Annotated in this window: 22 protein-coding genes; 13 read left to right on the forward strand and 9 right to left on the reverse strand. The window is 74.5% G+C overall.

Features of this window, described 5'->3' with window-relative positions; translation table 11 throughout:
• Window positions 1-122: 122 nt before the first annotated feature.
• A complete protein-coding gene (locus ACIRQ9_RS09440; RefSeq protein ID WP_351328133.1) occupies window positions 123-362 on the reverse strand; it encodes a chaplin in 240 nt (79 codons plus the stop codon).
• 254 nt (window positions 363-616) lie between these two features.
• On the opposite strand from ACIRQ9_RS09440, the gene ACIRQ9_RS09445 reads away from it, so the two are divergent.
• From ACIRQ9_RS09445 to ACIRQ9_RS09485, 9 genes are all read left to right on the forward strand, one after another.
• A complete protein-coding gene (locus ACIRQ9_RS09445) occupies window positions 617-1,156 on the forward strand; it encodes a hypothetical protein (RefSeq protein ID WP_404169025.1) in 540 nt (179 codons plus the stop codon).
• A 137-nt stretch (window positions 1,157-1,293) separates the two neighbouring features.
• Window positions 1,294-2,442 carry a glycosyltransferase gene (locus ACIRQ9_RS09450; RefSeq protein WP_404169028.1) on the forward strand — a complete coding sequence of 383 codons (1,149 nt, stop codon included), beginning with the start codon at window positions 1,294-1,296 and terminating at the stop codon, window positions 2,440-2,442.
• Window positions 2,439-3,860: an exopolysaccharide biosynthesis polyprenyl glycosylphosphotransferase gene (locus ACIRQ9_RS09455; protein ID WP_404169031.1), complete on the forward strand. Its 1,422-nt coding sequence runs from the start codon at window positions 2,439-2,441 to the stop codon at window positions 3,858-3,860. The genes ACIRQ9_RS09450 and ACIRQ9_RS09455 overlap by 4 nt, the downstream gene beginning before the upstream one ends.
• 2 nt (window positions 3,861-3,862) lie before the next feature.
• A complete protein-coding gene (locus ACIRQ9_RS09460; protein WP_404169034.1) occupies window positions 3,863-5,158 on the forward strand; it encodes an O-antigen ligase family protein in 1,296 nt (431 codons plus the stop codon).
• Window positions 5,155-6,846 (forward strand): murein biosynthesis integral membrane protein MurJ, encoded by a 1,692-nt coding sequence (murJ, locus tag ACIRQ9_RS09465; RefSeq protein ID WP_404169036.1) that lies wholly within the window; start codon window positions 5,155-5,157, stop codon window positions 6,844-6,846. Before ACIRQ9_RS09460 ends, murJ begins: the two co-directional genes overlap by 4 nt.
• Window positions 6,830-7,585, forward strand: coding sequence for a polysaccharide deacetylase family protein (locus tag ACIRQ9_RS09470; RefSeq protein WP_404169039.1), 756 nt, complete (start codon window positions 6,830-6,832; stop codon window positions 7,583-7,585). Before murJ ends, ACIRQ9_RS09470 begins: the two co-directional genes overlap by 17 nt.
• A complete protein-coding gene (locus ACIRQ9_RS09475; protein WP_404169042.1) occupies window positions 7,586-8,725 on the forward strand; it encodes a glycosyltransferase in 1,140 nt (379 codons plus the stop codon).
• Window positions 8,722-9,369: a lipopolysaccharide biosynthesis protein gene (locus ACIRQ9_RS09480; protein ID WP_404169045.1), complete on the forward strand. Its 648-nt coding sequence runs from the start codon at window positions 8,722-8,724 to the stop codon at window positions 9,367-9,369. Before ACIRQ9_RS09475 ends, ACIRQ9_RS09480 begins: the two co-directional genes overlap by 4 nt.
• Window positions 9,366-10,484: a GNAT family N-acetyltransferase gene (locus tag ACIRQ9_RS09485; protein WP_404169048.1), complete on the forward strand. Its 1,119-nt coding sequence runs from the start codon at window positions 9,366-9,368 to the stop codon at window positions 10,482-10,484. Before ACIRQ9_RS09480 ends, ACIRQ9_RS09485 begins: the two co-directional genes overlap by 4 nt.
• Here the strand turns inward: ACIRQ9_RS09485 and ACIRQ9_RS09490 are convergent.
• Window positions 10,481-11,824, reverse strand: a complete 1,344-nt coding sequence (locus ACIRQ9_RS09490) for a glycoside hydrolase family 26 protein (RefSeq protein ID WP_404169051.1) — start codon at window positions 11,822-11,824, stop codon at window positions 10,481-10,483. The genes ACIRQ9_RS09485 and ACIRQ9_RS09490 overlap by 4 nt on opposite strands.
• A gap of 174 nt (window positions 11,825-11,998) precedes the next feature.
• Here ACIRQ9_RS09490 and ACIRQ9_RS09495 point away from each other — a divergent pair, with 174 nt between their 5' ends.
• Window positions 11,999-13,342, forward strand: coding sequence for an ATP-grasp domain-containing protein (locus tag ACIRQ9_RS09495; protein WP_404169054.1), 1,344 nt, complete (start codon window positions 11,999-12,001; stop codon window positions 13,340-13,342).
• Complete coding sequence (locus ACIRQ9_RS09500; RefSeq protein WP_404169057.1) at window positions 13,342-13,764, forward strand: hypothetical protein; 423 nt, start codon at window positions 13,342-13,344, stop codon at window positions 13,762-13,764. The genes ACIRQ9_RS09495 and ACIRQ9_RS09500 overlap by 1 nt, the downstream gene beginning before the upstream one ends.
• Here the strand turns inward: ACIRQ9_RS09500 and ACIRQ9_RS09505 are convergent.
• The 3 genes from ACIRQ9_RS09505 to ACIRQ9_RS09515 form a co-directional block, all read right to left on the reverse strand.
• Window positions 13,761-14,621: a chaplin gene (locus ACIRQ9_RS09505; protein ID WP_404169060.1), complete on the reverse strand. Its 861-nt coding sequence runs from the start codon at window positions 14,619-14,621 to the stop codon at window positions 13,761-13,763. The genes ACIRQ9_RS09500 and ACIRQ9_RS09505 overlap by 4 nt on opposite strands.
• A 118-nt stretch (window positions 14,622-14,739) precedes the next feature.
• Window positions 14,740-14,967 (reverse strand): chaplin, encoded by a 228-nt coding sequence (locus ACIRQ9_RS09510; protein ID WP_404169878.1) that lies wholly within the window; start codon window positions 14,965-14,967, stop codon window positions 14,740-14,742.
• A gap of 242 nt (window positions 14,968-15,209) precedes the next feature.
• Window positions 15,210-15,626, reverse strand: coding sequence for a rodlin (locus tag ACIRQ9_RS09515; RefSeq protein ID WP_351328113.1), 417 nt, complete (start codon window positions 15,624-15,626; stop codon window positions 15,210-15,212).
• 270 nt (window positions 15,627-15,896) lie between these two features.
• Between ACIRQ9_RS09515 and ACIRQ9_RS09520 the strand changes: the two genes are divergently transcribed.
• Both ACIRQ9_RS09520 and ACIRQ9_RS09525 read left to right on the forward strand, forming a co-directional pair.
• Window positions 15,897-16,310, forward strand: a complete 414-nt coding sequence (locus tag ACIRQ9_RS09520; RefSeq protein ID WP_351328112.1) for a rodlin — start codon at window positions 15,897-15,899, stop codon at window positions 16,308-16,310.
• A 229-nt stretch (window positions 16,311-16,539) separates the two neighbouring features.
• A complete protein-coding gene (locus ACIRQ9_RS09525) occupies window positions 16,540-16,950 on the forward strand; it encodes a rodlin (protein WP_404169064.1) in 411 nt (136 codons plus the stop codon).
• 71 nt (window positions 16,951-17,021) lie between these two features.
• Here the strand turns inward: ACIRQ9_RS09525 and ACIRQ9_RS09530 are convergent, their stop codons facing one another.
• The 4 genes from ACIRQ9_RS09530 to ACIRQ9_RS09545 all read right to left on the reverse strand — a co-directional run bounded on the left by ACIRQ9_RS09530 (window position 17,022) and on the right by ACIRQ9_RS09545 (window position 24,416).
• Window positions 17,022-18,932 (reverse strand): AMP-dependent synthetase/ligase, encoded by a 1,911-nt coding sequence (locus ACIRQ9_RS09530; protein ID WP_404169067.1) that lies wholly within the window; start codon window positions 18,930-18,932, stop codon window positions 17,022-17,024.
• Between the two features lie 82 nt (window positions 18,933-19,014).
• Window positions 19,015-20,526 (reverse strand): von Willebrand factor type A domain-containing protein, encoded by a 1,512-nt coding sequence (locus tag ACIRQ9_RS09535; protein WP_404169070.1) that lies wholly within the window; start codon window positions 20,524-20,526, stop codon window positions 19,015-19,017.
• Between the two features lie 390 nt (window positions 20,527-20,916).
• A complete protein-coding gene (locus tag ACIRQ9_RS09540; RefSeq protein WP_404169072.1) occupies window positions 20,917-21,771 on the reverse strand; it encodes an ABC transporter permease in 855 nt (284 codons plus the stop codon).
• Entirely contained in the window at window positions 21,768-24,416 is a 2,649-nt protein-coding gene (locus tag ACIRQ9_RS09545; RefSeq protein ID WP_404169075.1) for a CocE/NonD family hydrolase, read from the reverse strand. Before ACIRQ9_RS09545 ends, ACIRQ9_RS09540 begins: the two co-directional genes overlap by 4 nt.
• Window positions 24,417-24,419: the final 3 nt, after the last annotated feature.

The raw sequence follows: 24,419 nt of genomic DNA on the forward strand, positions 1-24,419 counted from the left end.
GGCGTACCCGGCCCCCCCGGCGGCGGGGGGGTGCGGCGGGGCCCCCCCGCCAACCTCGAGCCGCGCCCGGCCCCCCGGGGGGGGGGGGGCCGCCCGCCCGGCCACAAGGGGATGCCGCGGCGTCAGTCGTTGACGCAGGTGTTGCCGAAGGCCGGGTTGAGCAGGCCGATCACGTCGATGGTGTTGCCGCAGACGTTGACCGGAACGTGGACCGGAACCTGGATCACGTTGCCAGACAGCACGCCCGGGGAGTGGGCGGCGGCGCCGTTCGCGCCGCTGTCGGCAGCGGCCGCACCGGCGCCGCCGGCGACGGCCGCGACGGCGGCGGTGGACAGGACCAGGCCCTTCGCGATACGCGACATGGAGGTGCTCCTTGAAATCGAGAAAAACATCCGGGCGGATGCCCAGCGCCGTGTCAACGCGCTGGACCGGCTCGGGTTGTGCCGCCGAACGAGTGATCTCCCGGAAGGCCCCCTTCACCAATCCGACACACATGCCCGGTTTCGACTGATTAGTGCGGTTAGCGATTACAGTTGCGAATCTCCCGACCTACCCGTATAGGCGGCACCTCGCACACCTCCGCCTCCCCTCCCTTCCCGAAAGGGCGAAGCCGGTCATGCGCAATCTCCTGGGCCCGCCGCTGCGCCGCGTATCGGTGAGCGCGCCCGCCCCGGCCGCGGTCCGGAGGGCCGGCGGCGGCGCGCGGGTACTCGTCGCCGGAGCCCGCGGCCGCTACGGGACTCTCCGCCCCGCCCGCGCCGTGCGCCACCGGACGGAGAGCGGTGCGGACGCCGTCCGGGCCCCGGCGAAGCCGTCGCCGCGCGCTCCGGCCCTCCGGGACGGCCCCGGCTCACCCGACGGGGCGACCGGCACAGGGCTGAACGGGCTACGCGTCCCGCGTGGCGCCCCCCGCCGGACGGGCCCGGTGGCCTACAACGGCGACCGGGGCGGCCCGGGTGACGCGCTCACGTGCTCCGTCGCCTGCCGTGCCCCCACCCCGTTCGCCGGCACCGCCGGTCCGGCGGACGGCGTACTCAACTCCACGATCAACGAACCAGGCCCGGTACGCGCCCGGCGTGAGCCCGCGTACGCCAACCCGCTCGGCCACGAACCGGATGTGTTCGATCTCGGTACCGCTCTCGTGCGGGGGCGGTGACCAGCCGACCTTCAGGCTCGTTTCCCAGCGCGATGCGGCGTGGGCGGGCGCGCTCTTCGCCGCCGTGGACGTGCAGTAGTGCGGCGCGTTCCCGCCCGCAGTCCCGAGCGCCCCCCGTGAGTTGAGGAATTCCGCGTATGCACCGATCAGCAACCGACCCTCGACGACGGGTCCTGCACCTGGCGCAACCCGTCGAGGGCGGGGTGGCCCGAGTGATCCTGGACCTGACGAAGGCCCAGCTCACGGCAGGTCTGCGGGTCGCGGTGGCCTGTCCGGGAGGTGAACTGGCCGACGCCGCGCGCACGCTGGGCGCCGAGGTGCACGAATGGCGGGCCGCCCGGTCCCCGGGCACGGGTCTCCCGGACGAGGTACGACGGCTCGGCCGGCTGGTCCGCGGGGTGCGGCCGGACGTGGTGCACGCGCACAGCGCCAAGGCCGGCCTGGCGGCCAGGCTGGCCCTGCGCGGCCGCGTCCCGACCCTGTTCCAGCCGCACGCCTGGTCCTTCGAGGCGGTCGGCGGGACCACGGCCGCGCTGGCGCTGCGGTGGGAACGGTGGGGCGCGCGCTGGGCGCACCGGGTGGTGTGCGTCAGCGAGGCGGAACGGGCGACCGGCGTGCGCGCCGGAATCCGCGCCCGGTACGCGGTCGTCCCCAACGGCATCGACACCGGCCGCTTCACCCCCGGCCTCCCGGACGCCCCGGCCCGCTCCGGGCCCGGTCCCCTGGTGGTCTGCGTCGGCCGACTGTGCCCGCAGAAGGGCCAGGACGTCCTGCTGCGGGCCTGGCCCGACGTGCTGCGCCGGGTGCCGGACGCACGGCTGGTGCTGGTCGGCGACGGACCGGACCACGACGCGCTGCGCCGGATCGCCCCGGAGTCCGTCGAGTTCGCCGGCGCCGCCGCCGACGTCCGCCCCTGGTACCGGGCCGCCGACCTGGTGGTGCTGCCGTCGCGCTGGGAGGGCATGGCACTGGCCCCGCTGGAGGCGATGGCCTGCGGCCGGCCGGTGCTCCTCACCGACGTCGACGGCGCCCGCGAGAGCCTGCCGCCCGGACACCGCGGGCCCTGCCTGGTCCCGCCGGGGCAGCCGGGCGCGCTGGCCGACGCCGTCGCCGGCCTGCTGCTCGATCCGGAGCTGCGCTCGGCGCTCGGCGAACGGGGGCGCCGGCACGTCCAGTCCACGCACGACGTGCGGCGCACGGCGGAGGCGGTCGCGGAGCTGTACCGCGAACTCCTCGGCGAACGCCCGCCCGTGTCCTCCGAGCGCAGGGAGCCCATCCACTCGTGACCGCGGAAAGCACCGTCCCCTCCCCCGGCCCGCAGCCACGGGAACACGGACTCTCGCCCGTCTCGGTCCTGCCGGCCCGCATCGCGGGAGGCTTCCGGTTCCCGCTGGGCCGCCCGCCCGCGCGGACCGCCTCCCCGGTGCCGCTGCTGGCCGCCGACCTGTGCGCCGCGCTGCTCGGCGCCGTCGCCCTCGACGAGGCCGTGCGCCGGCCGGTGCTGGTCTGCCTCCTGGTGTCCGGGGCGATACTGCTGCGCCCGCAGCCGGGCGGCCGGGTGGCCGGGGTCCTGGACGAACTCCCGGCGGTATGCGGCCGGATCGCCGTCGTCTGGCTGGGCCTGGCGGCCGCAGTCGCCGCCTGGGACCCGGACCGCGCGCTGCCCGCCCGCACCCTGCTGCTGGGCTGCGCGCTGCACGCGGCGGCGGCCTGCGCAGGCCGCGGTCTGGTGCACTGGCGCCGCCGTCTGACCCTGCTGCGCCATCCGCGCGCCGCGCTGGTCATCGGCCCCGCCGCCACCGCCCAGCGGGTCGCCGCCGCCGTGCTGCGCCACCCCGCCTTCGGGGTACGGCCGGTCGGTGTCGTCGCCGAGCGGCCCGAGGGCACGGAAGGCCTGCCGGTGCTGACCACCGGTGAGGAGGTCGAGCGGGCCCTCATCCAGAACGGGGTCCGGGCCGTCCTCACCGTGCACCCCGCCGTCCGCACCGAACAGGGCCCGCTGCTGCGGGCGCTGGCCGAGTCGGGCTGCGCGGTCTGGGAGGTCGACGCGGACTCCCCGGCCTACGAGATGCGCGACCAGCTCGCCGGGTTCTCCTGCCGTCGGCTGGAGATGCGCTCGCGGCGGCGCGGCAGCGTCGGCAAGCGGGTCCTCGACATCGTGGTGTCCGGGACCGCGCTCGTCCTGGTCAGTCCGCTGCTGCTGGTGTGCGCGGCGGTCCTGCGCCTGACCGACGGGCCCGGTGTGGTCTTCCGGCAGGAGCGCATCGGCCGCGGCGGGCGCCCGTTCACCCTGCTCAAGCTGCGTACCCACCGGCCGGTCGACGCGCACGAGGCGGCGACGCGCTGGAGCGTGGCCGGCGAACGCGAGATGAGCCCGTTCTGCCGGTTCCTGCGCCAGACCTCCCTGGACGAGCTGCTCCAGCTGTGGAACGTGCTCCGCGGCGACATGAGCCTGGTCGGCCCGCGACCCGAACGGCCTTATTTCGTAGGCCAGTTCAGTCAGAGCCACCCGGGTTACGCGGCCCGTCACCGGATGCAGACCGGCATCACCGGACTCGCCCAGATCCACGGGCTGCGCGGCGACACCTCCATCGAGGACCGGGCCCGCTTCGACAACGCCTACATCGACAACTGGTCGCTGTGGCAGGACGTCTGCATCCTGCTGCGCACCGCGGCGGCCCTCGTGCGTTCGACGGGGAGCTGACGATGAGCTTCGCACTCTCCGCGGCCGGGCCGCCGCGGCTGCGGCCGGTCCTCGCCGCGGCCGCCGTGCTCGCGGTCCTCGCGCTGCCGCTCACCCCGTCCGGCGACGAGAGCGGGGCCGGACCCGCGGACGCGGTGTCCGCCCTGGTGGTGCTGTACGCGGCGGTACGGGCGGTACGGGAGCGCCACCGGCCGCTGTCGGCGACGGCCGCGGTGGTGCTGGGCATGCCGGTGGTGGGCCTCGCGCTCGCCGCGGCCGGCGCGTCCTCGCCGGGAGCCGCGCTGACCGGCCTCGGCCGCTACCTCCAGGTCTTCGTCCTGGTGCCCGCGGCCGTGCTGCTGCTGATCCGGGACCGTGCCGACTTCCGGCTGCTGGCCTGGTCGTTCGTCGGGCTCGCCGGATGGCAGGGCGCCGTCGGGGTGCACCAGTACCTCACCGGGACCGGGGCGTCGTACCAGGGCGAGGAGATCCGCGCGGTCGGCACGTTCGGACCGCAGGACGTGATGGGCATGGCGACCGTGGTGTCGTTCGGCCTGGTCTGCGCGCTCGGTCTGGCGCTGGGCCGCTCCCCTGTACGGCAGCGGATGGTCGCGGCCGGGTGCGCGCTCGGCCTGCTCCTGCCGCTGGCCCTGTCCTTCAGCCGCGGCGCCTGGATCGCGACCGTGCTCACCTGCGGTGTTCAGCTGGCGCTGGCCGGGCTGCGGCGGGCGCTGAAGGTGGCGGCGGTCGCGGTCGCCGCGGGCGTGGTGCTGGTCGGCGGCTTCGGCGTCGGTACGGCCATGCTCCAGGAGCGCCTCAGCAGCATCGGGCAGGTGACCGACGCGCCGGACCAGTCGGTGGTGGACCGCTACACGCTGTGGGCCTCGGCGGCGGGCGTGTGGCGCGAACACCCGGTCATGGGCGTCGGGCTGAAGAACTTCCCGGCCTACCGGGACGGGCACGCCTCGCTGGCGCTGTCCTCCGGCAGCGACACCGAGGGCGCGGGCGCCGCGTTCCGCAAGCAGCCGCTGCTGTCCCCGCACAACATGTATCTGCTGGTGCTCAGCGAGCAGGGACTGGTCGGGGCGCTGGCGCTGGCGGGCGGCTGGCTGGCGCTGCTGGTGTGCGGGCTGCGCGGGTGGTGGCGGGCCCGCGGCGGTGCCGGTCTTGACTGTGCGCTGGTGGGGTGCGGGCTGCTGGTCTGGCAGCTCGTGGACTTCGCGTACGCCGACATCGGAGGACCCTCCACCGTGCTGACGGCGGTGGTGTTCGGGGCGGTGGCCTGGTGGGCACTGGCGGGGGCGGAGCCCTCGGCATGACGGTCACGCCTTCCAGGACCTCGGGCGTGCCCGGGTCACGTGTCGACAGCGAGTCGGCGGGCGCCGCCGACCGGGCTCCCGAGGCGGAGCCGAGGACGCCGGAGCCCCGCGCCGCCGACGCCGCCCCGTCCTCGCGCGGGGTGCTCGCCAAGGCCGCGCTCGTCACCGCCTCCCTCTCCGTCGTCGGCTCGTTCCTCGGGCTCGTCCGCGACCAGTCGCTGGCCCGGCTCTTCGGGGCCGGGCAGGACACCGACGCCTTCCTCGTCGCCTGGACCGTTCCCGAGTTCGCCGCGACCCTGCTCATCGAGGACGGGCTGGCGTTCGCGCTGATCCCCGCGTTCAGCCTGGCGCTGGCCCGGCGGGCGCAGGGGGCTCCCGGCGATCCCGTGCGGGCGCTTGTCGCCGGCACCCTGCCGCGGCTCGCCCTGGCCTTCGCGGCCGTCGGCGCCCTCCTCATCGGGGGCGCACCGCAGCTCGTCGAGGTGCTGGCGCCCGGCCTGGACGACCCCGGGCTCGCCGTCGACTGCACCCGGCTGACGGCCACCTGCGTGCTGACCTTCGGGCTGGCCGGGTACTGCAGCGCCGCGCTCCGCGCGCACCGGCGGTTCCTCGCACCGGCCGCGATCTACGTCGCCTACAACGCCGGCATCATCGCCGCGATGTTCGCCGTCGGCGGCCGCTGGGGCGTGCGGTCGGCGGCGCTCGGGGTGGCGGCCGGCGGTCTGCTGATGGTCGCCGTGCAGGTTCCGTCGCTGCTGCGGCAGGTGCGGCGCAGGGCCGGGGAGACCGCCGGCGCGCCGGTCGCCGAGGCGCAGCCGCTGGACATCGCCCTGATGGCCACCGTGCTGCTGTTCGCGCTGTGCCGGCAGTCGCAGGTGCTCATCGAGCGCTTCCTCGCCTCGCACCTGCACTCCGGGGCGATCTCGCACCTCAACTACGCGCAGAAGGTCGCGCAGATCCCGATGTCGATGTCGATGATGCTGTGCACGGTCACCTTCCCGGTGGTGGCCCGGGCGCTGGCCGAGGGCGACACCGAGCGGGCCCGGCGCCGGGTGGAGCGGGATCTGTCGGTGGCCGCGAGCGTCGTCCTGCTCGGCACCGCCGTGGTCGTCGCGTGCGCACCGCAACTCATCCATCTGCTGTTCCAGCGCGGCGCGTTCACCGCGGCGGACACCGCGGCCACCGCCGGGGTGATGCGGGTCTACGCGGTCGGGCTGCTCGGCCAGACCATGGTCGGGGTGCTGGTGCGCTCCTACTTCTCGGCCGGTCGCGCCACCTGGTACCCGGTCGGCGCCATGGCCGCCGGGATCGTCGTGACGTCCTGGATCGGCGCCATGACGGTGGGCCGGTACGGCGTCACCGGCATCGCCGCCGCCAACGCCACCGGCATCACCGTCACCGCCGTCCTCCTGCTGTGCGGCATGGGCCCGCGCAGCGTCCCGATCCGCACCCGGCGGGTACTGGCCGAGCTGAGCCGGCCGGTCCGGGCCGCCGTGATCGCCACGGTCGTCGGCACCTTCGTGGCCGCACAGCCCGCGGACCCGTTCGTCGGTCTGCTGGCCGGCGCCACGGCGGTGACCGTGGCCTTCGTCCTGCTCGGCTGGGCTCTGGACGCCCAGGGCTTCGCACCCGCACTCCGTTCCGTAGGCACCCTCACCAGAAGGCTCGCGCATGCCGTCTTCCATTGAGTCCGCCGAGAAGGTCGGACACCTGACGGGCCCGGTTCCCTGGGTCGCCATGTACCACTCCGTGGGTGACTGTTCGGACGACCCGTACCGGGTCACCGTCACCCCCGACCGCCTGGCCGGGCAGCTGAGCTGGCTGCGCCGGCACGGGCTGCGCGGGGTGTCGGTCGGTGAACTGCTCGCCGCCCGGGCCCGGGGCGACGGGCGTCGGCTGGTCGGGCTCACCTTCGACGACGGCTACGCCGACTTCCTCGACCACGCCCTGCCGCTGCTGGACCGCTGGGGCTGCGGCGCCACCCTGTTCGTGCTGCCCGGACGGCTCGGCAGCGACAACCGCTGGGACTCGCTCGGCCCGCGCAAGCCGCTGCTCACCGTCGACGGGGTCCGGCGCGCGGCGAGGGCCGGTGTGGAGATCGGCTCGCACGGACTCACCCACGTCGACCTGACGAAGGCCGACACGGAGACCCTGAGGTCCGAGACCGCCGACAGCCGGGCCGTCCTGGAGAGCCTGATCCAGGCCCCGGTGGAGGGCTTCTGCTACCCCTACGGCGCCGTCGACCACCGTGTCGTCGACGCCGTGCGGGAGGCCGGCTACGGCTACGCCTGCGCCATCGACCCCGGCGACCTGAACGGCGTCCACACCCTGCCCCGGGTGCACGTCGGGCAGAACGACCGGGCCCTGCGGCTCTTCCTGAAGTACCGGCTGCACCGGCTGCGCCGCCGTCCGGTCCAGGGGCTGTGAATGAGGGCTCTGCACGTCATCACGGGCCTGGGGACCGGCGGGGCCGAGCAGCAGCTGCGGCTGCTGCTGCGTCACCTCCCCGTCTCCTGCGACGTCGTCACGCTCACCAACGCGGGGCCGGTCGCGCGCGCCCTGGCCGCCGACGGGGTGCGGGTGACCGACCTGGGGATGGCCGGCAACCGTGACCTGGCGGCGCTGCCCCGGCTGGTCCGGCTCATCCGCCGGGGCCGCTACGACCTCGTCCACACGCATCTGTACCGGGCCTGCCTCTACGGGCGGATCGCCGCGCGGCTGGCGGGCGTGCGGGCCGTCGTCGCCACCGAGCACTCGCTCGGCGACACCCAGCTGGAGGGACGGCGGCTGACCGCCGGGGTACGGGCGCTGTACCTCGCGGGTGAACGGCTCGGCCGCTCCACGGTCGCCGTCTCCCCCACCGTCGCCGAGCGGCTGCGCGGGTGGGGCGTGCCGGGGCCGCGGATCGAGGTCGTGCCCAACGGCATCGACCTGGAGCGGTTCCGCTTCGATCCCGAGCGGCGGCAGCGCGCCCGGGCCCGGCTCGGGATCCCGCGGGACGCCTTCGTGGTGGGCGGCATCGGGCGGCTGGCGCCCGGCAAACGGTTCGACGTCCTGATCCGGGCCCTGGCCGAACTCCCGCCGGACTGCCGGCTGCTGCTGGTCGGCGGCGGCGCGGAGGAGGAGGCCCTGCGCCGTGCCGCCGCGCGGGCCGGGGTCACCGGCCGGGTCGTGTTCGCCGGTGAACGGCCCTACGTCTGCGACGATCCGGCCGAACCCGACCTGCCCGCCCTCACCTCCGCGATGGACGTGCTGGCCTCGCCCAGCGCCGAGGAGTCCTTCGGGCTCGCGGTGATCGAGGCGCTGGCCGCGGGGCTGCCCGTCCTCTACAGCTCCTGCCCGGCCGTCGAGGACCTGCCGCCCGCCGCCGCCCCGGCCGCCCGCCGGATCGCGGGCGGTGCCGGCGCCTACGCCGCGGCGCTGGCCGCCGCCCGCGCCGCCGGGTCCGGCCCGCGCACCGCGCCGGAGGCCGCCCGTCACTACTGCATCACCCGCAGCGCCGCCCAGCTCATGGACGTCTACGCGGCCGCACTCGCCACCGTCCCTCAGGGAGTCAGCACGCCATGACCGAGAACAACAGCAGGGCACCCCGCCCGTTCGCCCGCGCCCGCGCGGTCCCGCCCTGGTCGCTGCTGGCGGCCGGGGTGGTGGCCGGCGGGCTGCTGGGCGGTGCCTACGGCGTGCTCACGCCGGCCAGCTACACCGCGACCAGCTACGTCATCGCCGTCCCCACCGACAAGTCCGACACCGCCACCGCGCAGGGCTTCGCGCAGGCCTACGGCCGGGTCGCGACCCAGCTCGCGGTGCTCGGGGACGCCCAGGTGTGGGCTGGGGTGCCGGTGGACACGCTGCGCAGGAACGTGCAGACGGAGACCTCGCCGGACGCGCCGATGGTCGCCGTGTCGGCCACCTCGCCGCACCCCATGCAGGCCGCCGACATGGCGAACGCGGTGGCCCGGTCGCTCACCCAGCACGCCAACGACAGCAAGGGCGACACCCACGTCGAACTCCTCCAGTTCTCCCGGGCGCCGAAGCCGGTCGCGCCGACCTCGGCGTCCGCGAAGGTGACCGGTCTGGTGGGCGCGAGCGCGGGCGGACTGCTGGCCGGTCTCACGCTGCTGGTGCGGCCCCGGCGCCGCACGGAGGAACCCGTCCCGCAGGCCTCCGTGCCCGGCCCGACCGTCGCCGCCGACGTGCACGGACAGCTGTGACGACGACGGCTCCCCCGACGCTCGCCGCGCACACCGCCGAACTCGTCACCGACGAGGACGTCTTCGCCGAGCTGGCCCCGGCCTGGGAGCGCCTGTACCGGCGGTGCGGCGCGGCCACCCCGTTCCAGAGCCACGCCTGGCTGCACTCCTGGTGGCGCTCCTACGGCGTGCCGGGCCGGCTGCGCCTGGTCCTGGTGCGGCACGGCGGTGACCTGGTCGGCGCGGCCCCGCTGATGCTGGCGCACCGGCCGCTGCCCACGCTGGTGCCGCTCGGCGGGGCGATCTCCGACTACACGGACGTCCTGCTCCCCGACGGCGACGACGGCCGGGCCGCGGGCGCCCTCACCGGGGAACTGGCCCGAGCGGCCCGGACGGCGCTGATCGACTTCCGCGAGGTGCGTCCGGGCGCCGCGGTCGAGCGGGTGCGGGAGCGCTGGCGGGGGCCGTGCCGCACGGTCGCCGACTCGCTGTGCCTGGAGCTGCCCGCGGTGGACATGGACGAGCTGGTGGCGCGGCTGCCCTCGAAGCAGGCCCAGCGGGTCCGCGCCAAGCTGCGCAAGCTGGGCTCGCTCGGGGTGCGCAGGGACGTCGTGGCGCCCGGGGACGTGGACACCGCGCTCGGCCGGCTCCTCGATCTGCACCGGCTCCAGTGGGAGGGCCGGAAGGTGACGACGGAACACCTCCAGCCGCGGTTCCGGGAGCATCTGGTGCGCTCGGTGGGGCCGATGGTGCGCTCCGGGAACGCGGTGGTCACCGAGTTCCGGCTGGACGGCGAGGTGGTCGGCGTCGATCTGACCCTGCTGTCGCCGAGCCTGGCCGGCGGCTACCTGTACGGGGTGCATCCGGGGCTGCGGGAGCGCAAGGCGGACGTGGCGGTGATGCTGCTCGACGCCTGCACCCAGCACACCGGGACCGGCGAGCGGGGTGCGCTGAGCCTGCTGCGCGGCGACGAGCCGTACAAGCACCACTGGCGGCCCCGGCCGGTCGCCAACCAGCGGCTGCTGCTGGCCCGGCGCCGCACCGCGCCGCTGCTGACGGCGGCGCTGTGCGACGCCGCCGCCCGCCAGCGGGTCAAGGAGGTGCGGCGCCGGTGGCAGGAGCGGCGGCAGGACTAGGACGGCGTGTCCTGGTCCCGCGTGCGCGACCACCAGTCGAGGCGGACGCAGAGCTTCCCGCCGAGCCAGTACTCGATCCAGTCGCCCAGGTCCATCGGCGCGCAGCCGGCCGGGGGCGTGGTGCCCGCGGGGGGCGTGGCGGACGGCGTCGGATCCGGGCTCGGGGCGGCCGGGGTGGGCGCCGGCGTCGAGGTCGCGCCGTCGGTCCGGCCGGAGAGGGCCGTGCGGTACACCCGCGACGAGCGCGGGTTGTCGGCGCACTGCCAGACCCCGTGCGGGCAGTAGTCGGTCACCGTGTTGTACAGCGGCCGGTGCTCGTCCATCCAGGCGAGCATCCGCCGCATGTACTCGGCGTTGTCACCATTGCGGAAGAGACCCCATTCCGGATAGGACACGGGTTTTCCGTGGGCCTTCGCGAAATCGACGTGGTCCTGGAGTCCGTAGGGCTCCCGGACCTGTTCGTCGAAGGAGACACCGGCGGGCTGGTCGTAGGAATCCATGCCGACGATGTCGACCGTGTCGTCACCGGGATAGCACTGCGTCCACGGGACCGCGTCACGGCCCCGGCTCGGCGTGAAGTCGAACCGGAATTTCTGGCCCGGCACCGCACGCATGGTGGTGACGATCCTTTTCCAGTAGGTCCGCCAGGCCGCCGGGTCGGGTCCGCAGCGGTGGGTGTAGGTGGTGCCGTTCATCTCCCAGCCGAGCACGACGACCGTGTCCGGCACCTCCAGCTCGACCAGCCGTTCGGCCAGCGCCCGGAAGTGCCGGTCGAACTCTCCGGCGGCGCCGCGCGCCAGCAGCGTCCGGACCTCGGCGTCCCCGATGTGGTCCTCGTTGCGCTCCTGCATGGGCACGTTGAGGACGAGGGTCCGGTCGTCCTTCTCGCGCCGCCAGTGCGCCCAGACGTCCAGGAAGCCGGGCGCGCCCTCGATGTCGGACCAGCGGTTTCCGGGAAGATACGTGTGCGCGACCTTCAGCTCGGTTCCGCCGAGCCAGCCGCTCAGCTGTGTCATCCGGGCCACGCCCAGCGGCCCGGAGTCCAGGAAGGCACCGAAGGCGGGCGGCGCCGGGACGGCGGGCGCGGGTGCGGGCGTGGCCGGCGTCGTCCCGGCGGCCGCGGGGCTCACCGCCGCCGGCATCGGGGCCGCGGACGCCGGGACGGAGGTCGTGGGCGTCGGAGCCGGCGTCGGGTCCGTGGCCAGGGCCACCTCCGCGCCCGCGGCGAATCCCGGACCGGTCGCCAGGGTCGCCGAGGCGACGACGACCGCCGCCACCGCGCCGACCACGGCCCGCCGGTGCGACCGGGACCTCGGCTGCCTTCGCTGCCGTGGAGCCATGCCTGCTCCTTTCTCCACCAGTTCTCGTCCGTTCTGCTCGTCCGCTCGCACATTCGCTGAGGAAGTACCAGTTACTGACACTCAGTCATATCAATATGAATTCCGCCAGTGCGGCTGAGGCGTTCGGGTGCGCCGAAGGCCCGCACGGGTGAACCGACGCTAAGGAAATGGTCCGTGTCGCTGCTAGACGTCCGGGTCCCCGCGGTTGTGCTGCGGATCGACCGGAATCCCTTTCACCACGGCACCCTCGGGGCGGTGCGCTCGCTCGGCAGGGCCGGTGTGGACGTCCATCTGGTCGCCGACTCCACCGGCAGCCCGGTCGGCAGGTCCCGTTTCGTACGGCAGCTGCATCCGCCGCCGGCGCCGGGTTCGTCCGCCGCGGAGATCGTGGCGGTGCTGCGCCGGGTGGCGGCGGGGATCGCGCGGCCCGCGGTGCTGATCCCGATGGACGACGCGAGCGCGGTCGCGGTCGGCCGGTTCCGCGAGGACCTGGCGCCCGTCTACCTGCTGCCGCGGCAGCCCGTCGGGCTGCCCGAGCGGGTCGCCGACAAGGCCGAGCTGGCAGAGGTGTGCGCGGCGGCCGGGATCCCGCACCCGCGCACGCTGGTCCCGGACAGCGCCGAGCAGGCGGCCACGGCCGTCTGGCGGCTCGGGCTCCCGGTGGTCGCCAAGTGGAGCCGGCCGTGGCTGGTCCCGGCCGGGTCCGGGCTGCGCAGCACGGTCGTGGTGCGCTCGGCGCGCGAGGCGCGGGACCTGTTCCGGCGGACCGACGAGGCGGGCAGCAGGCTGCTGTTGCAGGAGTTCCTGCCGCCGGGCCCGGACCGCGACTGGTTCTTCCACGGGTACACCGACCGCACCGGTGTGGTGCGCGCGGGCGGGCCGGGCCGCAAGCAGCGGTCCTGGCCGCGCGGGGCGGGCCTGACGGCGGTCGGCGTGTGGACGCCCAACCCGCAGGTCCAGGGACTGGCCGAGCGGCTCACCGGCGAACTCAGCTTCCGGGGGATCTTCGATCTGGACTTCCGGCGCTGCGGCGACACCGGCCGCTACCACCTCCTCGACTTCAACCCGCGGCCCGGCGCGCAGTTCCGGCTCTTCACGGACAGCGCGGGCCTGGACGTCGTACGGGCCCTGCACCTGGATCTGACCCACCGTCCGACGGCCGCCGGTGCGCCGCTGGCCGGGCGGTCGTTCGTGGTGGAGAACTACGCCCCGCTGAGCGCGCTGCGGCCGGCCCCGCGCGGGCGCGAGCTGGCCTGGAACGCGCCGGACGACCGGGGTCCCGGTCTGGCGATGTGGGCGCTGTGGGGCCGGCACGTGGCGGGCCGGCTGCTCGGCCGGCTGCGCCCCGGCCGGACCCCGGTCCCCCGGGCCGTCCCCGTCGTGGTCCGCCAGGCCGGGCAGCCGGCCGACGAGCGCCGTCCGGTGGCCCGCGGCGAGGAGCTGACCGGGGTCTCCGGCACGACCGGCCTGCCCGGTCCCTCCGACCGCTGCGACGACGAGAAGGCGGGCAGCAGCTGATGGACGACCCGCTGGTGGTGGGCACGGGCCCGTACGTCCTGTCCAGCGCGGCGCACGCCGCGGCCGTGGGGCTGAACGTCCGCGTCTTCGGCCGCCCGACGGCGTCCTGGCGTGACCCCGTGCCGCGCGGGATGTTCCTCAAGTCCGAGCCGTGGGACTGCGCCCCGGCCGATCCCGAGGCGTGCCGGCGACTGGACGTGTACTGCGCGGGCCGGGGTGTGGAGGCCCGGCACGGACGGCCGATCCCGCTGGACGTGTTCGCCGGGTACGGGCGGTGGTCCGCCCGCGACGCGGCCCCGCCCGTCGACGAGCGCGCGGTCACCCGGATCACGCCCCGGACCGGCGGCTTCGAGGCGGCCACCGAGGACGCCCTGAGTGCCGGGTCCCGGACCTGGCGTCCGGGACCCGGCACCGGCTCCTAGGAGCGGCGGGACGCGGCCCGGCCGCGGCGGAACAGCATGGTGCCGGCGGCGATCAGCGCGGCGCTGGCGGCCGAGGCCACGGTCATGGCCGTACGGTCGCCGCCGGTGTGCGGCAGGCTCGGCGGCGGGGTCGGAGCCGGCGGGGAGGGCGGCGGGGTCCAGGTCGGCGGCGGCGTGGGGCTCGGCGGCGGCGTCCGGGTGGGCGGCGGCGTCGGGCTCGGCGGGGGCGTGGTCTCCTCGCAGGGGGGTGGGGTCTCCTCGCCGTAGGCGGGCGGGGCGGTCGTGGGTGCGCCTTCGGCGCCGTATCCCGCGGCGCAGCCCGTGCTGCCGTAGGCCGCGCCGTCGTCGCCCGGGGCGCCGTAGGCGGAGTCGCCGTAGGAGGTGTCGTGCGCGCGGGCGTCGGTGGGTTCGCCGGAGGCCGGGGTGTTCGCGCGGGCGTCGGTGGGCTCACCGGAGGCCGGGACGCTCGCGCGGTCACCCATGGGCTCACCGGTAGCCGGGGTGTTGGCGCGGTCGCCCGTGGGCTCACCGGAAGCCGGGACGCTCGCGCGGTCACCCATGGGCTCACCGGAAGCCGGGACGCTCGCGCGGTCACCCATGGGCTCACCGGTAGCCGGGGTGTTGGCGCAGGAGTCGCCGAGGGCCGGGTTCAGGGCGGCGGCCACGTCGACCGAGTTGCCGCACAGGTTGACCGGCACGTCCACCGGCGCCTGCACGACGTTGCCGGACACGGCACCCGGTGCACCGCTCGCGGACCCGGTCGCGTCCGTGTCGGCGAGCGCGGTACCGGTGTACAGGGACAGAATGCCGGTCGCCGCGGCGGCCACGACCATTCCCCTGCCGAGGGTCTGTCGCAATCTAGTTGTCTCCCTGTTCAGAAGTGGAAAGGCCGGCCTCGGAGCGTGGATACGAAAGATCGACGGTCCGAGGCCGGCCATGACACAGCCGGACGGCTGGTGCGCTGCGCGGACGACGTCAGCCGTTGGCGCAGGCGTTGCCGAACGCGGGGTTCAGCAGCGCGATGACGTCGACGGTGTTGCCGCAGACGTTGACCGGGACGTGGACCGGAACCTGGATCACGTTGCCGGAGAGAACGCCCGGGGAAGCGACGGCCGCGCCCTCGGCACCCGAGTCCGCGAAGGCCGGGGCGGCACCGGCCAGGGCCAGGATCGCACCGGCAGCGACAGCAGCGGTCTTCTTCATGAAATTTCCCTTCTCTGCGGTCATGCCCGTGTGACGGCCGAAACCGAGCGAGCACAGCATGAAGGCTCGCATCATGACCGGCAGACTGTAGAACGAGAAATAGGCGTCCGAAGAAACTACGGAACGCGCGCCGCCGGCTAATTCACTCGAACGCCTTCCCGGCGGAATAAGCCGGGAACAGCGAAATCCGCCCGTTCGGCGCGCATTCACACGCCGAACGGGCGGATTTCAGGAGACCGGGGTCACTGGTTGGCGACGCCGTTCGCCGACAGGGCCGAGATGTCGTCCAGGACATGCGACACCGGCTCGTCGCCCTTGGCCTGGGTGGAGTTCTCGGCGCACTGCTGGTTCTGCGGTGCCGACAGGACCGGCACGTCCTGGGCCACGCCGACGGCGGCGATGACGCCGAGGATCCCCTGAAGGTTCGCCTTCGCGGGCAGACCGACGCAGAGCTTGTTGAGCGAGCCCTGCACCAGGGTGGCCTGCGGGCTCATCTTGCCCTTGGTCACCGAGTTGCCGAACTGCTCCGTGGCGCCGTTGCCACTGGCGGAGGAGGTGCCGTGGTCGTTGCCGGTGGCAAGCGCCTGGGGGGCTGCCGCCGCCGACACACCTACGACGGACGCGGCGACCGCCGCCGCGGCCATTGCCTTCTTCAGCATTTCGCTTTCCTTTCCTGGCTCCGTGCGCAAGACGCACGTTCCTGCCCCGCATCAACCGTCCGCGCCGGGAATGGTTGCGGCGGCGGGGCGGCACGTCACCCGATCGGACCGGTCGCCGTCCCGGAAATCCCGTGCGGTCAGGCGGCAGCGCGGCGGCGCCGGGAATGTACGCGGTGTGAGCCATCGGAGTGAATCCGAGCAACCAATCGGCTCGCGGGGAGTTGACCAGTGGGCTCCGGTGGACGGGGTTTTTCCTGAAGGGAATCGCAAGTGATCAAGAAGGTTCTGGCCGTCGCCGCCGTCGCCGCCTCCGCGGCCGGTGCCACCGCCGTCGCCGCCTCGCCGGCCCTGGCCACCGGCAACGACCACGGCACCACCTCGTTCAGTGGCAACGGCGCCTCCCAGGCGTTCGGCAACTCCGCCACGTACGGCAACATGAGCCCGCAGCTGGCGCTGATCCAGGGCTCCTTCAACAAGCCCTGCATCGGCCTCCCGGCGAAGCTGAACGCCCAGGGTCTGGTCGGTCTGGCCGCCGTCGGCGTCCTGCAGGACGTGCCGATCCTCTCCGCGCCGCAGAACCAGCAGTGCGTCGAGAACTCCACCCAGGCCAAGGGCGACGAGCCGCTGTCGCACATCCTGGACGACATCTCGGCGCTGTCCGCGAACGGCACCGGCAACAAGTAGTCCGCACGCGTTCCGGGCCCCCGAACGGGGGCTCTCGGCCGGCGGGGAGTCCTTTCGGGCTCCCCGCCGGCCTGCGTCGTCCTCCGGCGCGTCCGGGCCGGCGGGGCGCTCTTCGCCTAATCGGACTGCGCTACTCCGAAGGGGGCAAAGCGCGCAACCCCGGCAGGGTTCCGGCCGTTGACGATCACGCAGCTCCTCCCCGGAGTCCGCCTTTCGAAAGGGATCGAACATGAAGAAGCTGTGGGCAACCGCGGCCGTCGCCGCCACCGTCGCCGGTTTCGCCGCCACGGCCGCGCCGCAGGCCATGGCCACCGGCAACGACAACGGCACCACGTCGGCCAGTGGCAACGCCGCCAAGTCGGAGTTCGGCAACTCGGCCACGTTCGGCGACCAGAGCCCGCAGCTCTCGCTGGTCCAGGGCACGCTGAACAAGCCGTGCGTCGGTCTCCCGGTCAAGGCGAACCTCCAGGGCCTGGTCGGCGCCGCCGCCGTCGGCGTGCTCCAGGACGTGCCGGTCCTGTCCGCGCCGCAGAACCAGCAGTGCGCCGAGAACTCCACCCAGGCCAAGGGCGACGAGCCGCTGTCGCACATCCTGGACGACATCTCGGCCCTGTCGGCGAACGGCACCGGCAACCAGTAGTCGAGCGGTTCCGCGGGCGGCGGGCCACCGGGTTCTCCCGGTGGCCCGCCGCCTTTTCCGTGCCCCGCGGCTCACGTCCGGTACAGCGCCTCGATCTCCTCGGCGTAGCGGGCTGCCACCGCGTGCCGCTTGACCTTGAGGGACGGGGTGAGCAGGCCGTTGTCCTCGGTGAAGTCGCCCTCGACCAGGGCGAAGGCCCGGATCGACTCGGCGCGGGAGACGGCCGCGTTGGCGTGGTCGACCGCCTTCTGCACCTCGGCCCGCAGCCGGGCGTCGCGCACCAGCGCGGCGAGCGGGGTGTCCGGCGGCAGCCTCCGTACGGACCGCCAGTGGGCGAGGGCCTCGGCGTCCAGGGTGATCAGCGCGGCGACGAAGGGCCGGCTGTCGCCGACCACCAGGCACTGCCCGACCGGCGCGCGGCTGCGCAGCCGGTCCTCCAGGACGGCCGGGGAGACGTTCTTGCCGCCGGAGGTGACCAGGATGTCCTTCTTGCGGCCGGTGATGGTGAGGTAGCCGTCGGCGTCGAGCGCGCCGAGGTCGCCGGTCGCGAACCAGCCGTCGTCGGGGAGCGCTTCGGCGGTGGCGGCCGGGTCGTTCCAGTACGAACCGAAGACCACGGGCCCCTTGACCAGGACCTCGCCGTCGTCGGCGATGCGGACGGCGGTTCCCGGGATCGGCAGGCCGACCGTCCCGGGTCGGGGCGCCAGCGGGGGCACGATGGTGGCGGCCGCGCTGGTCTCGGTGAGGCCGTAGCCCTCGTAGACGACGATCCCGGCCGCCTGGAAGAACAGGGTGAGGTTCCGGTCGAGCGGGGAGCCGCCGCTGACGGCGTAGCGCGTCCGGCCGCCGAGTTCCCTGCGGATACGGCGGTAGACCAGCAGGTCGTAAAGGGCCCAGGCGGCGTACAGGCCGGGTCCCGGGCCCTTTCCGGTGCCGAGGGCCTTGTTCAGGCAGGCCTCGGCGAAGCGCACGCCGACGCGTTCGGCCCGGTCGAAGGAGGCGGCCCGGCCGATCCTCTCGGCCGTCGCCCGCCCGGTGTCGTGGATCTTCTCGAAGAGGTAGGGCACGCCGACCAGGAACGTCGGCCGGAACTCCTTGAGGGCGGGCCGCAGTTCGTCCGGCTTCACGCTCGGGAAGTGGCCCATCTCGATCCGGCCCATCAGGCAGGCGATCTGCAGCGAGCGGCCCAGGATGTGGGCGAGCGGGAGGAACAGCAGGGTGGCCGCGGCCTGCCCGGTGGCAGCCCGGAAGACCGGGTACAGCAGCTCGACCGTGTTGGCGGCCTCGGCGTGCAGGTTGGCGTGGGTCAGGACGCAGCCCTTGGGCCTGCCGGTGGTCCCGGAGGTGTAGCAGAGCGTGGCGACCGACGCGGGGCCGAGGGCGGCGCGGCGTGCGGCCACCTCCTCGTCGGCGATGTCCGCGCCGAGCGCGGTGAGTTCGGCGAGCCCGCCCGCGTCGAGTTCCCAGACCCGCGGCCGCCCGGGATGCCCGGCGGTGCCCGCGGCGACGGTCGCGGTGTTCTCCGGGGTCTCGGTGACGACGTGCCGGGCGCCGGAGTCCCGGACGATCCACTCCACCTGTGCGGCGGAGGAGGTGGGGTAGACCGGGACGCTCACGCCGCCCGCCGCCCAGACGGCGAAGTCGAGGACGGTCCACTCGTAGCGGGTGCGGGACATCAGGGCCACCCGGCCGCCGGGTTCCAGGCCGGCGGCGATCAGGCCCTTGGCCACGGCGGTCACCTCGGCGGCGAAGGCCGCGGCGGTGACCGGGCCGCCGGCGCGCCGCACGGCCGTGGCGCCGGGCTCCTCGGCCGCGTTGGCGAAGGGAAGGTCGGCGAGGGAGCCGGCGGTCAGGGGCGCGGCGAGACGTTCGGTGCGCACCTCCCGTACGGCGCCGGTCCCGTCCCTGACGACGTCGACCCGGCCGCGGGCGGCCAGGTCGGTACGCCGGCGTGCTCGTCCGAGGTCGCTTCGTACGCCCATGGGCCGTCAACTTACTCAGAAGTAACGACGCGTCAACGGATCGGACGGTTCTGGGCGCCTCCGGCGTCCCGTGCCGGGCGGGTCAGTCCGCGGCGCCGGAGAGTCCCGCCTCCCGGACGGCCGTGGCCAGGCCCACCACGTCCTTGTCCTCGGTCGTCCTGGCCAGCGCCGACGCCCTCGACCGCAGGGTCGCCAGGCTCGGTGCTCCCGGGATGCCGTACGCGCCGTCCGCCAGCGCGTCCGCGAAGTAGGCCGCCAGCGCCGTCACCTGGAAGCGCGGGGAGGCGGACCGGATGTCGTCGTGCAGGGCGCCGGCCTCCATGGCGCCCGTGTTCTCGTGCGGGTCCCGGGTCCTGGGGTCGAGCCAGCGGACCGTGGCGGTCGCCAGGTGGCCTTTCGCGCCCGGCCGGGTGCGGACCGCGTAGAGGGCCGTCACCGTGTGGCCCGGCCCCACCTCGCCGCCGTCCACCCGGTCGTCGCGGAAGTCCTCGTCGGCGACCTGGCGGTCCTGGTAGCCGATCAGGCGGAAGTCGGCGACCGTGTGCGGGTCGAAGGCCACCTGGGCCTTGGCGTCGCGGGCCACCAGGTCGATGTTGGCCGGGAGTTGCTCGCAGAAGACCCGGTCGGCGGTCGCGGTGTCGGAGACGTACGTGGTGTGGCCGTCGCCGTGGTCGGCGAGGCGTTCCATGAGCGCGTCCCCGTAGTCGCTGCCCACGCCGACGCCGAACAGCGTGATGCCGTACTCGCGGCGATCGCCCGCGATCCGTTCGAGCAGCGCGTCGGCGTCGGTCTCGCCGTCGTTGGCGAGGGCGTCGGAGATCAGCACGACGCGGTTGGTGGCGCCCCGTCGCAGGCCGCGGACGGCGGTGGCGTAGCCGGTCTCCAGGCCTTCGCCGAGGTTGGTGGAGTAGAGGGCCAAGAGGCCGTCGACGGCGCGGTGCACGGTGCCGCGGTGACCGGCCAGGCGGGTCATCGGCAGTACCGTCTCGGCGTGTTCGCTGAAGGTGACGACGGCGACCGAGTCGTCGTCGCGCAGCCGGTCGGTCATCGTGTCCAGTGACTTCTTGGCGAGGTCCAGGCGGCCCGGCTCGTCCATGGAGCCGGAGACGTCGATGACGAAGGTGAGGGCGGCGGGCGGGCGTTTCGCGGTGGCGCCGGCCGGGCGGGTGGCGAGGCCGACCCGGACCAGCGACCAGTCGGGTTCGCCGGTGCGGGCGCCGTCCACCGTGACCGTGAAGCCGTCGCCCTCGGGCGTCGGGTAGTCCTGGCGGAAGCTGTTGACGAACTCCTCGGCGCGCACCGTCGAGGGGTCGGGCCGCGCGCCGTCGGCGAGGGTGCGGCGGGCGTAGCCGTAGGACGCGGTGTCCACGTCCAGGGCGAAGGTGGAGAGGCGGTCGGAGGACGGGGCGGTCGCCGAGTCCTCGTGCCGCGGCCGGTCGGGCGCCGGGGCCGGGAGGCCGGTGCCGCCTCTCGCGTCGGTGGCGGAGCGGGTGCCGTCGTCCGCCGCGCAGGCGGTCAGCAGCAGCGCGCCCGCGGTGGTCAGGGCGAGCAGCGCGGTCGCGCCGCGCCGCCGGGTCCGGTGCCGGTCCGTCATGTGTGCCCCCTGTGCCGGTCCAAGGCTCCTTGCCGGCCTTGTGGCGTGTGTCGACTGTGACGGCGCAGGGAGGCGGAACGTGCGGTACGAAGTGTTGCGGATGGATTGCGAACCGGCCACGGACCAGGGGTTTCGAGGCCGGAGGGAGATCCTCCGGTGATCCAGGGCGTATCGCGAACGTCCCGTCGTTCGCCCGGAGGGCGGGCCGCGCGGCGGCGGTTGCGTGCTCTGGGGGTCCCCCGGGCCGAAGACCGGGGGCCGGGCGGAAGTCCTCGTACGGGATGTACCTGGGCTTTCGCCCGGTGCGGCGAGCAGGGGCACCTCCCACGCCCTTCAGGCAGGGGGAGCGGGCACGGCGTCGCGCGGCAGACGGGACGTTCGCGACCCGTCCTAGGAGACCACGTCCTTGCGGGCGAAACCCCGGAAGGCCAGGGCGAACAGGACCAGGGCGTACGTCACTGAGATCGCGGTGCCCTGGATCATGCCGGACCACTCGGGATGCGGCTGTACGGCGTCGGCCCAGGCGTACTGCCAGTGCGCGGGCAGGAAGTCGCGCCAGTCGCCGAGCGCCGTCACCTGGTCGAGGACGTTGCCGACGATGGTCAGGCCGACCGCGCCGCCGACCGCGCCGAGGGGTGCGTCCGTCCTGGTGGAGAGCCAGAACGCGAGGCCCGCGGTGACCAGTTGGGACAGGAAGACGTACGCCACCACGATCGCGAGGCGCTGCGCCGCGGTGCCGGTGCCGAGTTCACCGCCGGTGGGGATCTGCAGCGGGCCCCAGCCGTAGGCGGTGGTGCCGACGGCCAGCGCGACCAGCGGCAGCACGATCATCGCGGCCAGGCTGAGGCCGAGGGCGACGACCAGCTTGGACCAGAGCAGCCGGGCCCTGGGCACGGGCGCGGCGAGCAGGTAGCGCAGGGACGACCAGCCGGCCTCCGAGGCCACCGTGTCCCCGCAGAACAGGGCGACCGGGATGACCAGCAGGAAGCCCGCCGACACGAACAGGTTGACGGCGGCGAAGTTGGCGCCGGAGGCGGTGGCCGTGTCCAGCAGGGTGACCCGGCCGTCGCGCCCGTCCGGCCGGCCGCCGACCGCGAAGGCGATCAGCAGCACGAACGGCAGCGCGGCGAGGATCGCGCCCATCACCAGCGTGCGGCGGCGCTTGAGCTGGCGGACCAGTTCGACGCGCAGCGGCAGGGTGCGGCCCGCCTGATAGCCGGAGGCGACCTCGGTGAGCGTGCTCATGCGGAACCTCCGATCAGGGTGAGGAAGGCGTCCTCCAGACGGCGGTGGGGGCCCACCGACGCCACCGGCACGTCGAGCCGGACGAGTTCGGCGACCAGCCGGGGTGCGCTGCCGCCGGGCTCCATGCGGACCAGGAGTCCGTCGTCCGCGCGGGTGACCGAGGCGACGCCGGGCAGCGCGGCCACCTTCTCCACCACCGGCTCCTCCACGGGCACGCCGGTGCCGACGAGCAGGGTGTCGCCGGAGCCGACGATCTCCGCGACCGGACCTGCCTGGATCAGCCGGCCGCGGTCCATCACCACGAGGTGGGTGCAGGACTGCTCGACCTCGGCGAGGAGATGGCTGGAGACGATCACCGTGCGGCCCGCGGCGGCATAGCGGATCATCACCTCGCGCATCTCGCGGATCTGCGGCGGGTCGAGGCCGTTGGTCGGCTCGTCGAGGATGAGCAGGTCCGGCAGGCCGAGCATGGCCTGGGCGATGGCGAGGCGCTGGCGCATGCCCTGCGAGTAGGTACGGACCGCGCGGGCCAGGGCGTCGCCGAGGCCCGCGATCTCCAGGGCCTCCCCCAAGTGGGCGTCGGAGACCGGGCGGCCGGTGGCCCGCCAGTACAGCTCCAGGTTCTCGCGGCCGGTCAGGTGCGGCAGGAAGCCGGCGCCCTCCACGAAGGCGCCGACCCGGGAGAGGACCGGGGCGCCGGGGCGGATCGCGTGGCCGAAGACCCGGATCTCGCCGTCGTCCGGTGTGATCAGGCCCATCAGCATGCGCAGGGTGGTGGTCTTGCCCGCGCCGTTCGGGCCGAGCAGGCCGAGGACCTGGCCCTTCTCGACGCGGAAGGACAGCTCGCGGACCGCGTACCGGTCGGTGGAGCCGGCGTAGCGCTTGCTCAGGCCGGTGATCTGCAGCGGGACCGCGGCGAGCGCGGGGTCGGGGGCCGGGGTGGCGGTGCGGCGGCGGCCGGTGAGCAGCAGGACCAGGGCGGCGAGCGCTCCGGCCGGCGGCAGCCACCACACCCAGCCGGGCAGGGCGGCGGCGGCCGTGTCGACCTCGGGCGCGGTCGGTACGGCGAGGGCGCCCCTGAGGGAGACGGTGTAGACCGCCGGGGCGGCCGGGGAGGCGTAGCCGAGGTCGGTGGAGGCGAGGACCAGGCTCAGGCGGTGGCCCTTCTGCACCTCGTGGTCGATGGCCGGAAGGGTGATCGTGACGTCCTTGCCGTGCTTGGCCCCCTCGACGCGGACGGGGGTGACCAGTTGGGCGGGCAGCACCTTGCGGGTGCCGTCCGGGCCGACGTCGTACACCTTGCCGAAGAGCACGGCGTCGTCGCTCGTCGAGGTGACGTGGACGGTGGCGGTGGGTGAGCCGGTGATCTGCACGGTGTCGGCGACCGGTGGGGAGTCGAAGTGGGCGTACTGGCCGGGGAAGTCCAGGGAGACGCCGAGGCCGAGGGAGGAGAGCTGGGCGAGACCGCCGGCGGCGCCGAGGCCGGGCAGGGCGGAGACGGCGGGCGGGGTGGCGCCCGCGGGATTCTCGACGCGCTGCGTGCCGCCCGTCAGGGCGATGGACCTCGGGTCGTCGGCCAGGCCGGGGTAGGTGTCCGAGGTGGCGCCGCGCAGCTGGGCGGTGCCGTCGGTGGAGTCGACGCCTCCGGTGCGGGTGATCCGGAAGGCGGGTCCGGTGCCGGTGGCCTCGTCGCCCTTCAGGTAGCGGTCGAACCAGGAGGTGATGCGCCCCTCGACGCGGCCGGTCTCCAGGTCGCCGCCGTCGTGTCCGCCGGCGATCCAGTCGACGTCGACGGGGGCGCCGTTCGCCCGGATGGCCTTGGCGGCGGCGTCGGACTGGGCGAGGGTGAAGAGGGAGTCGGTCTGGCCCTGGAAGAGGAGGGTGGGCACCTTGATGCTGCCGCCGACCGCCGAGGGCGAACGTTCCTCCAGGAGTTCGACGGCGGCCGCGTCCGGCCGGCCGGTCTCGGCGACCCGGTCGTACATCGCGCACAGTTCGGGTTCGAACCTGGCGCAGCCGCCGCCGGTGTTGAAGAAGATCCCGGCCCACAGCTTCTTGAAGACGCCGTTCGGGAACAGGGCGTCGGCGAGGTTCCAGTAGGTGATCGACGGGGCGATGGCGTCCACGCGCCGGTCGTGGCCGGCGGCCAGCAGGGAGATCGCGCCGCCGTAGGAGCCGCCGGCGATGCCGACGCGGGGGTCGCCGGGGCCGTCGAGGCGGACCTGGGGCTGCGCGGCCAGCCAGTCGAGGAGCCGGGAGACGTCGGCGACCTCGCCCTTCGGGTCGTTCAGGCCGATCCGGCCGGTCGACCTGCCGAAGCCGCGGGCGGACCAGGTGAGGACCGCGTAGCCGTGGCGGGCGAGGTCCTCCGCCTCCTCGCGGGTGTCGGCCTTGGAGCCGCCGAAGCCGTGCGCGAGCAGGACGGCGGGGCGGCGGCCGGTGCCGGGGGTGGTGAAGAAGGAGGTGTCCAGCCGTACTCCGTCGACGGCCATGAGCTTGTCGGACCGGTGCACCGGGGGCGGGTCGTCGGAGGCGACGGCCGTCCACGTTCCGGCACCGGCGAGCACGACGACGGCGGCCGCGGCGGCCAGTAGCCGTCGCGGCCGCCGGAGCAGGGCTCGTGGGCCGGGGGGTCGAAGATCCATGCC

The organism is Streptomyces sp. NPDC101237 (genome assembly GCF_044767465.1).
In the GTDB taxonomy this organism is placed as follows: domain Bacteria; phylum Actinomycetota; class Actinomycetes; order Streptomycetales; family Streptomycetaceae; genus Streptomyces; species Streptomyces gramineus.

Bases quoted from the DNA above. Each gene is read 5' to 3' on its own strand.
- ACIRQ9_RS09440 (WP_351328133.1), bottom strand. From the start codon at position 362: ATGTCGCGTATCGCGAAGGGCCTGGTCCTGTCCACCGCCGCCGTCGCG.
- ACIRQ9_RS09445 (WP_404169025.1), top strand. From the start codon at position 617: ATGCGCAATCTCCTGGGCCCGCCGCTGCGCCGCGTATCGGTGAGCGCG.
- ACIRQ9_RS09450 (WP_404169028.1), top strand. From the start codon at position 1,294: ATGCACCGATCAGCAACCGACCCTCGACGACGGGTCCTGCACCTGGCG.
- ACIRQ9_RS09460 (WP_404169034.1), top strand. From the start codon at position 3,863: ATGAGCTTCGCACTCTCCGCGGCCGGGCCGCCGCGGCTGCGGCCGGTC.
- murJ (WP_404169036.1), top strand. From the start codon at position 5,155: ATGACGGTCACGCCTTCCAGGACCTCGGGCGTGCCCGGGTCACGTGTC.
- ACIRQ9_RS09470 (WP_404169039.1), top strand. From the start codon at position 6,830: ATGCCGTCTTCCATTGAGTCCGCCGAGAAGGTCGGACACCTGACGGGC.
- ACIRQ9_RS09475 (WP_404169042.1), top strand. From the start codon at position 7,586: ATGAGGGCTCTGCACGTCATCACGGGCCTGGGGACCGGCGGGGCCGAG.
- ACIRQ9_RS09480 (WP_404169045.1), top strand. From the start codon at position 8,722: ATGACCGAGAACAACAGCAGGGCACCCCGCCCGTTCGCCCGCGCCCGC.
- ACIRQ9_RS09490 (WP_404169051.1), bottom strand. From the start codon at position 11,824: ATGGCTCCACGGCAGCGAAGGCAGCCGAGGTCCCGGTCGCACCGGCGG.
- ACIRQ9_RS09500 (WP_404169057.1), top strand. From the start codon at position 13,342: ATGGACGACCCGCTGGTGGTGGGCACGGGCCCGTACGTCCTGTCCAGC.
- ACIRQ9_RS09510 (WP_404169878.1), bottom strand. From the start codon at position 14,967: ATGAAGAAGACCGCTGCTGTCGCTGCCGGTGCGATCCTGGCCCTGGCC.
- ACIRQ9_RS09515 (WP_351328113.1), bottom strand. From the start codon at position 15,626: ATGCTGAAGAAGGCAATGGCCGCGGCGGCGGTCGCCGCGTCCGTCGTA.
- ACIRQ9_RS09525 (WP_404169064.1), top strand. From the start codon at position 16,540: ATGAAGAAGCTGTGGGCAACCGCGGCCGTCGCCGCCACCGTCGCCGGT.
- ACIRQ9_RS09530 (WP_404169067.1), bottom strand. From the start codon at position 18,932: ATGGGCGTACGAAGCGACCTCGGACGAGCACGCCGGCGTACCGACCTG.
- ACIRQ9_RS09535 (WP_404169070.1), bottom strand. From the start codon at position 20,526: ATGACGGACCGGCACCGGACCCGGCGGCGCGGCGCGACCGCGCTGCTC.
- ACIRQ9_RS09540 (WP_404169072.1), bottom strand. From the start codon at position 21,771: ATGAGCACGCTCACCGAGGTCGCCTCCGGCTATCAGGCGGGCCGCACC.
- ACIRQ9_RS09545 (WP_404169075.1), bottom strand. From the start codon at position 24,416: ATGGATCTTCGACCCCCCGGCCCACGAGCCCTGCTCCGGCGGCCGCGA.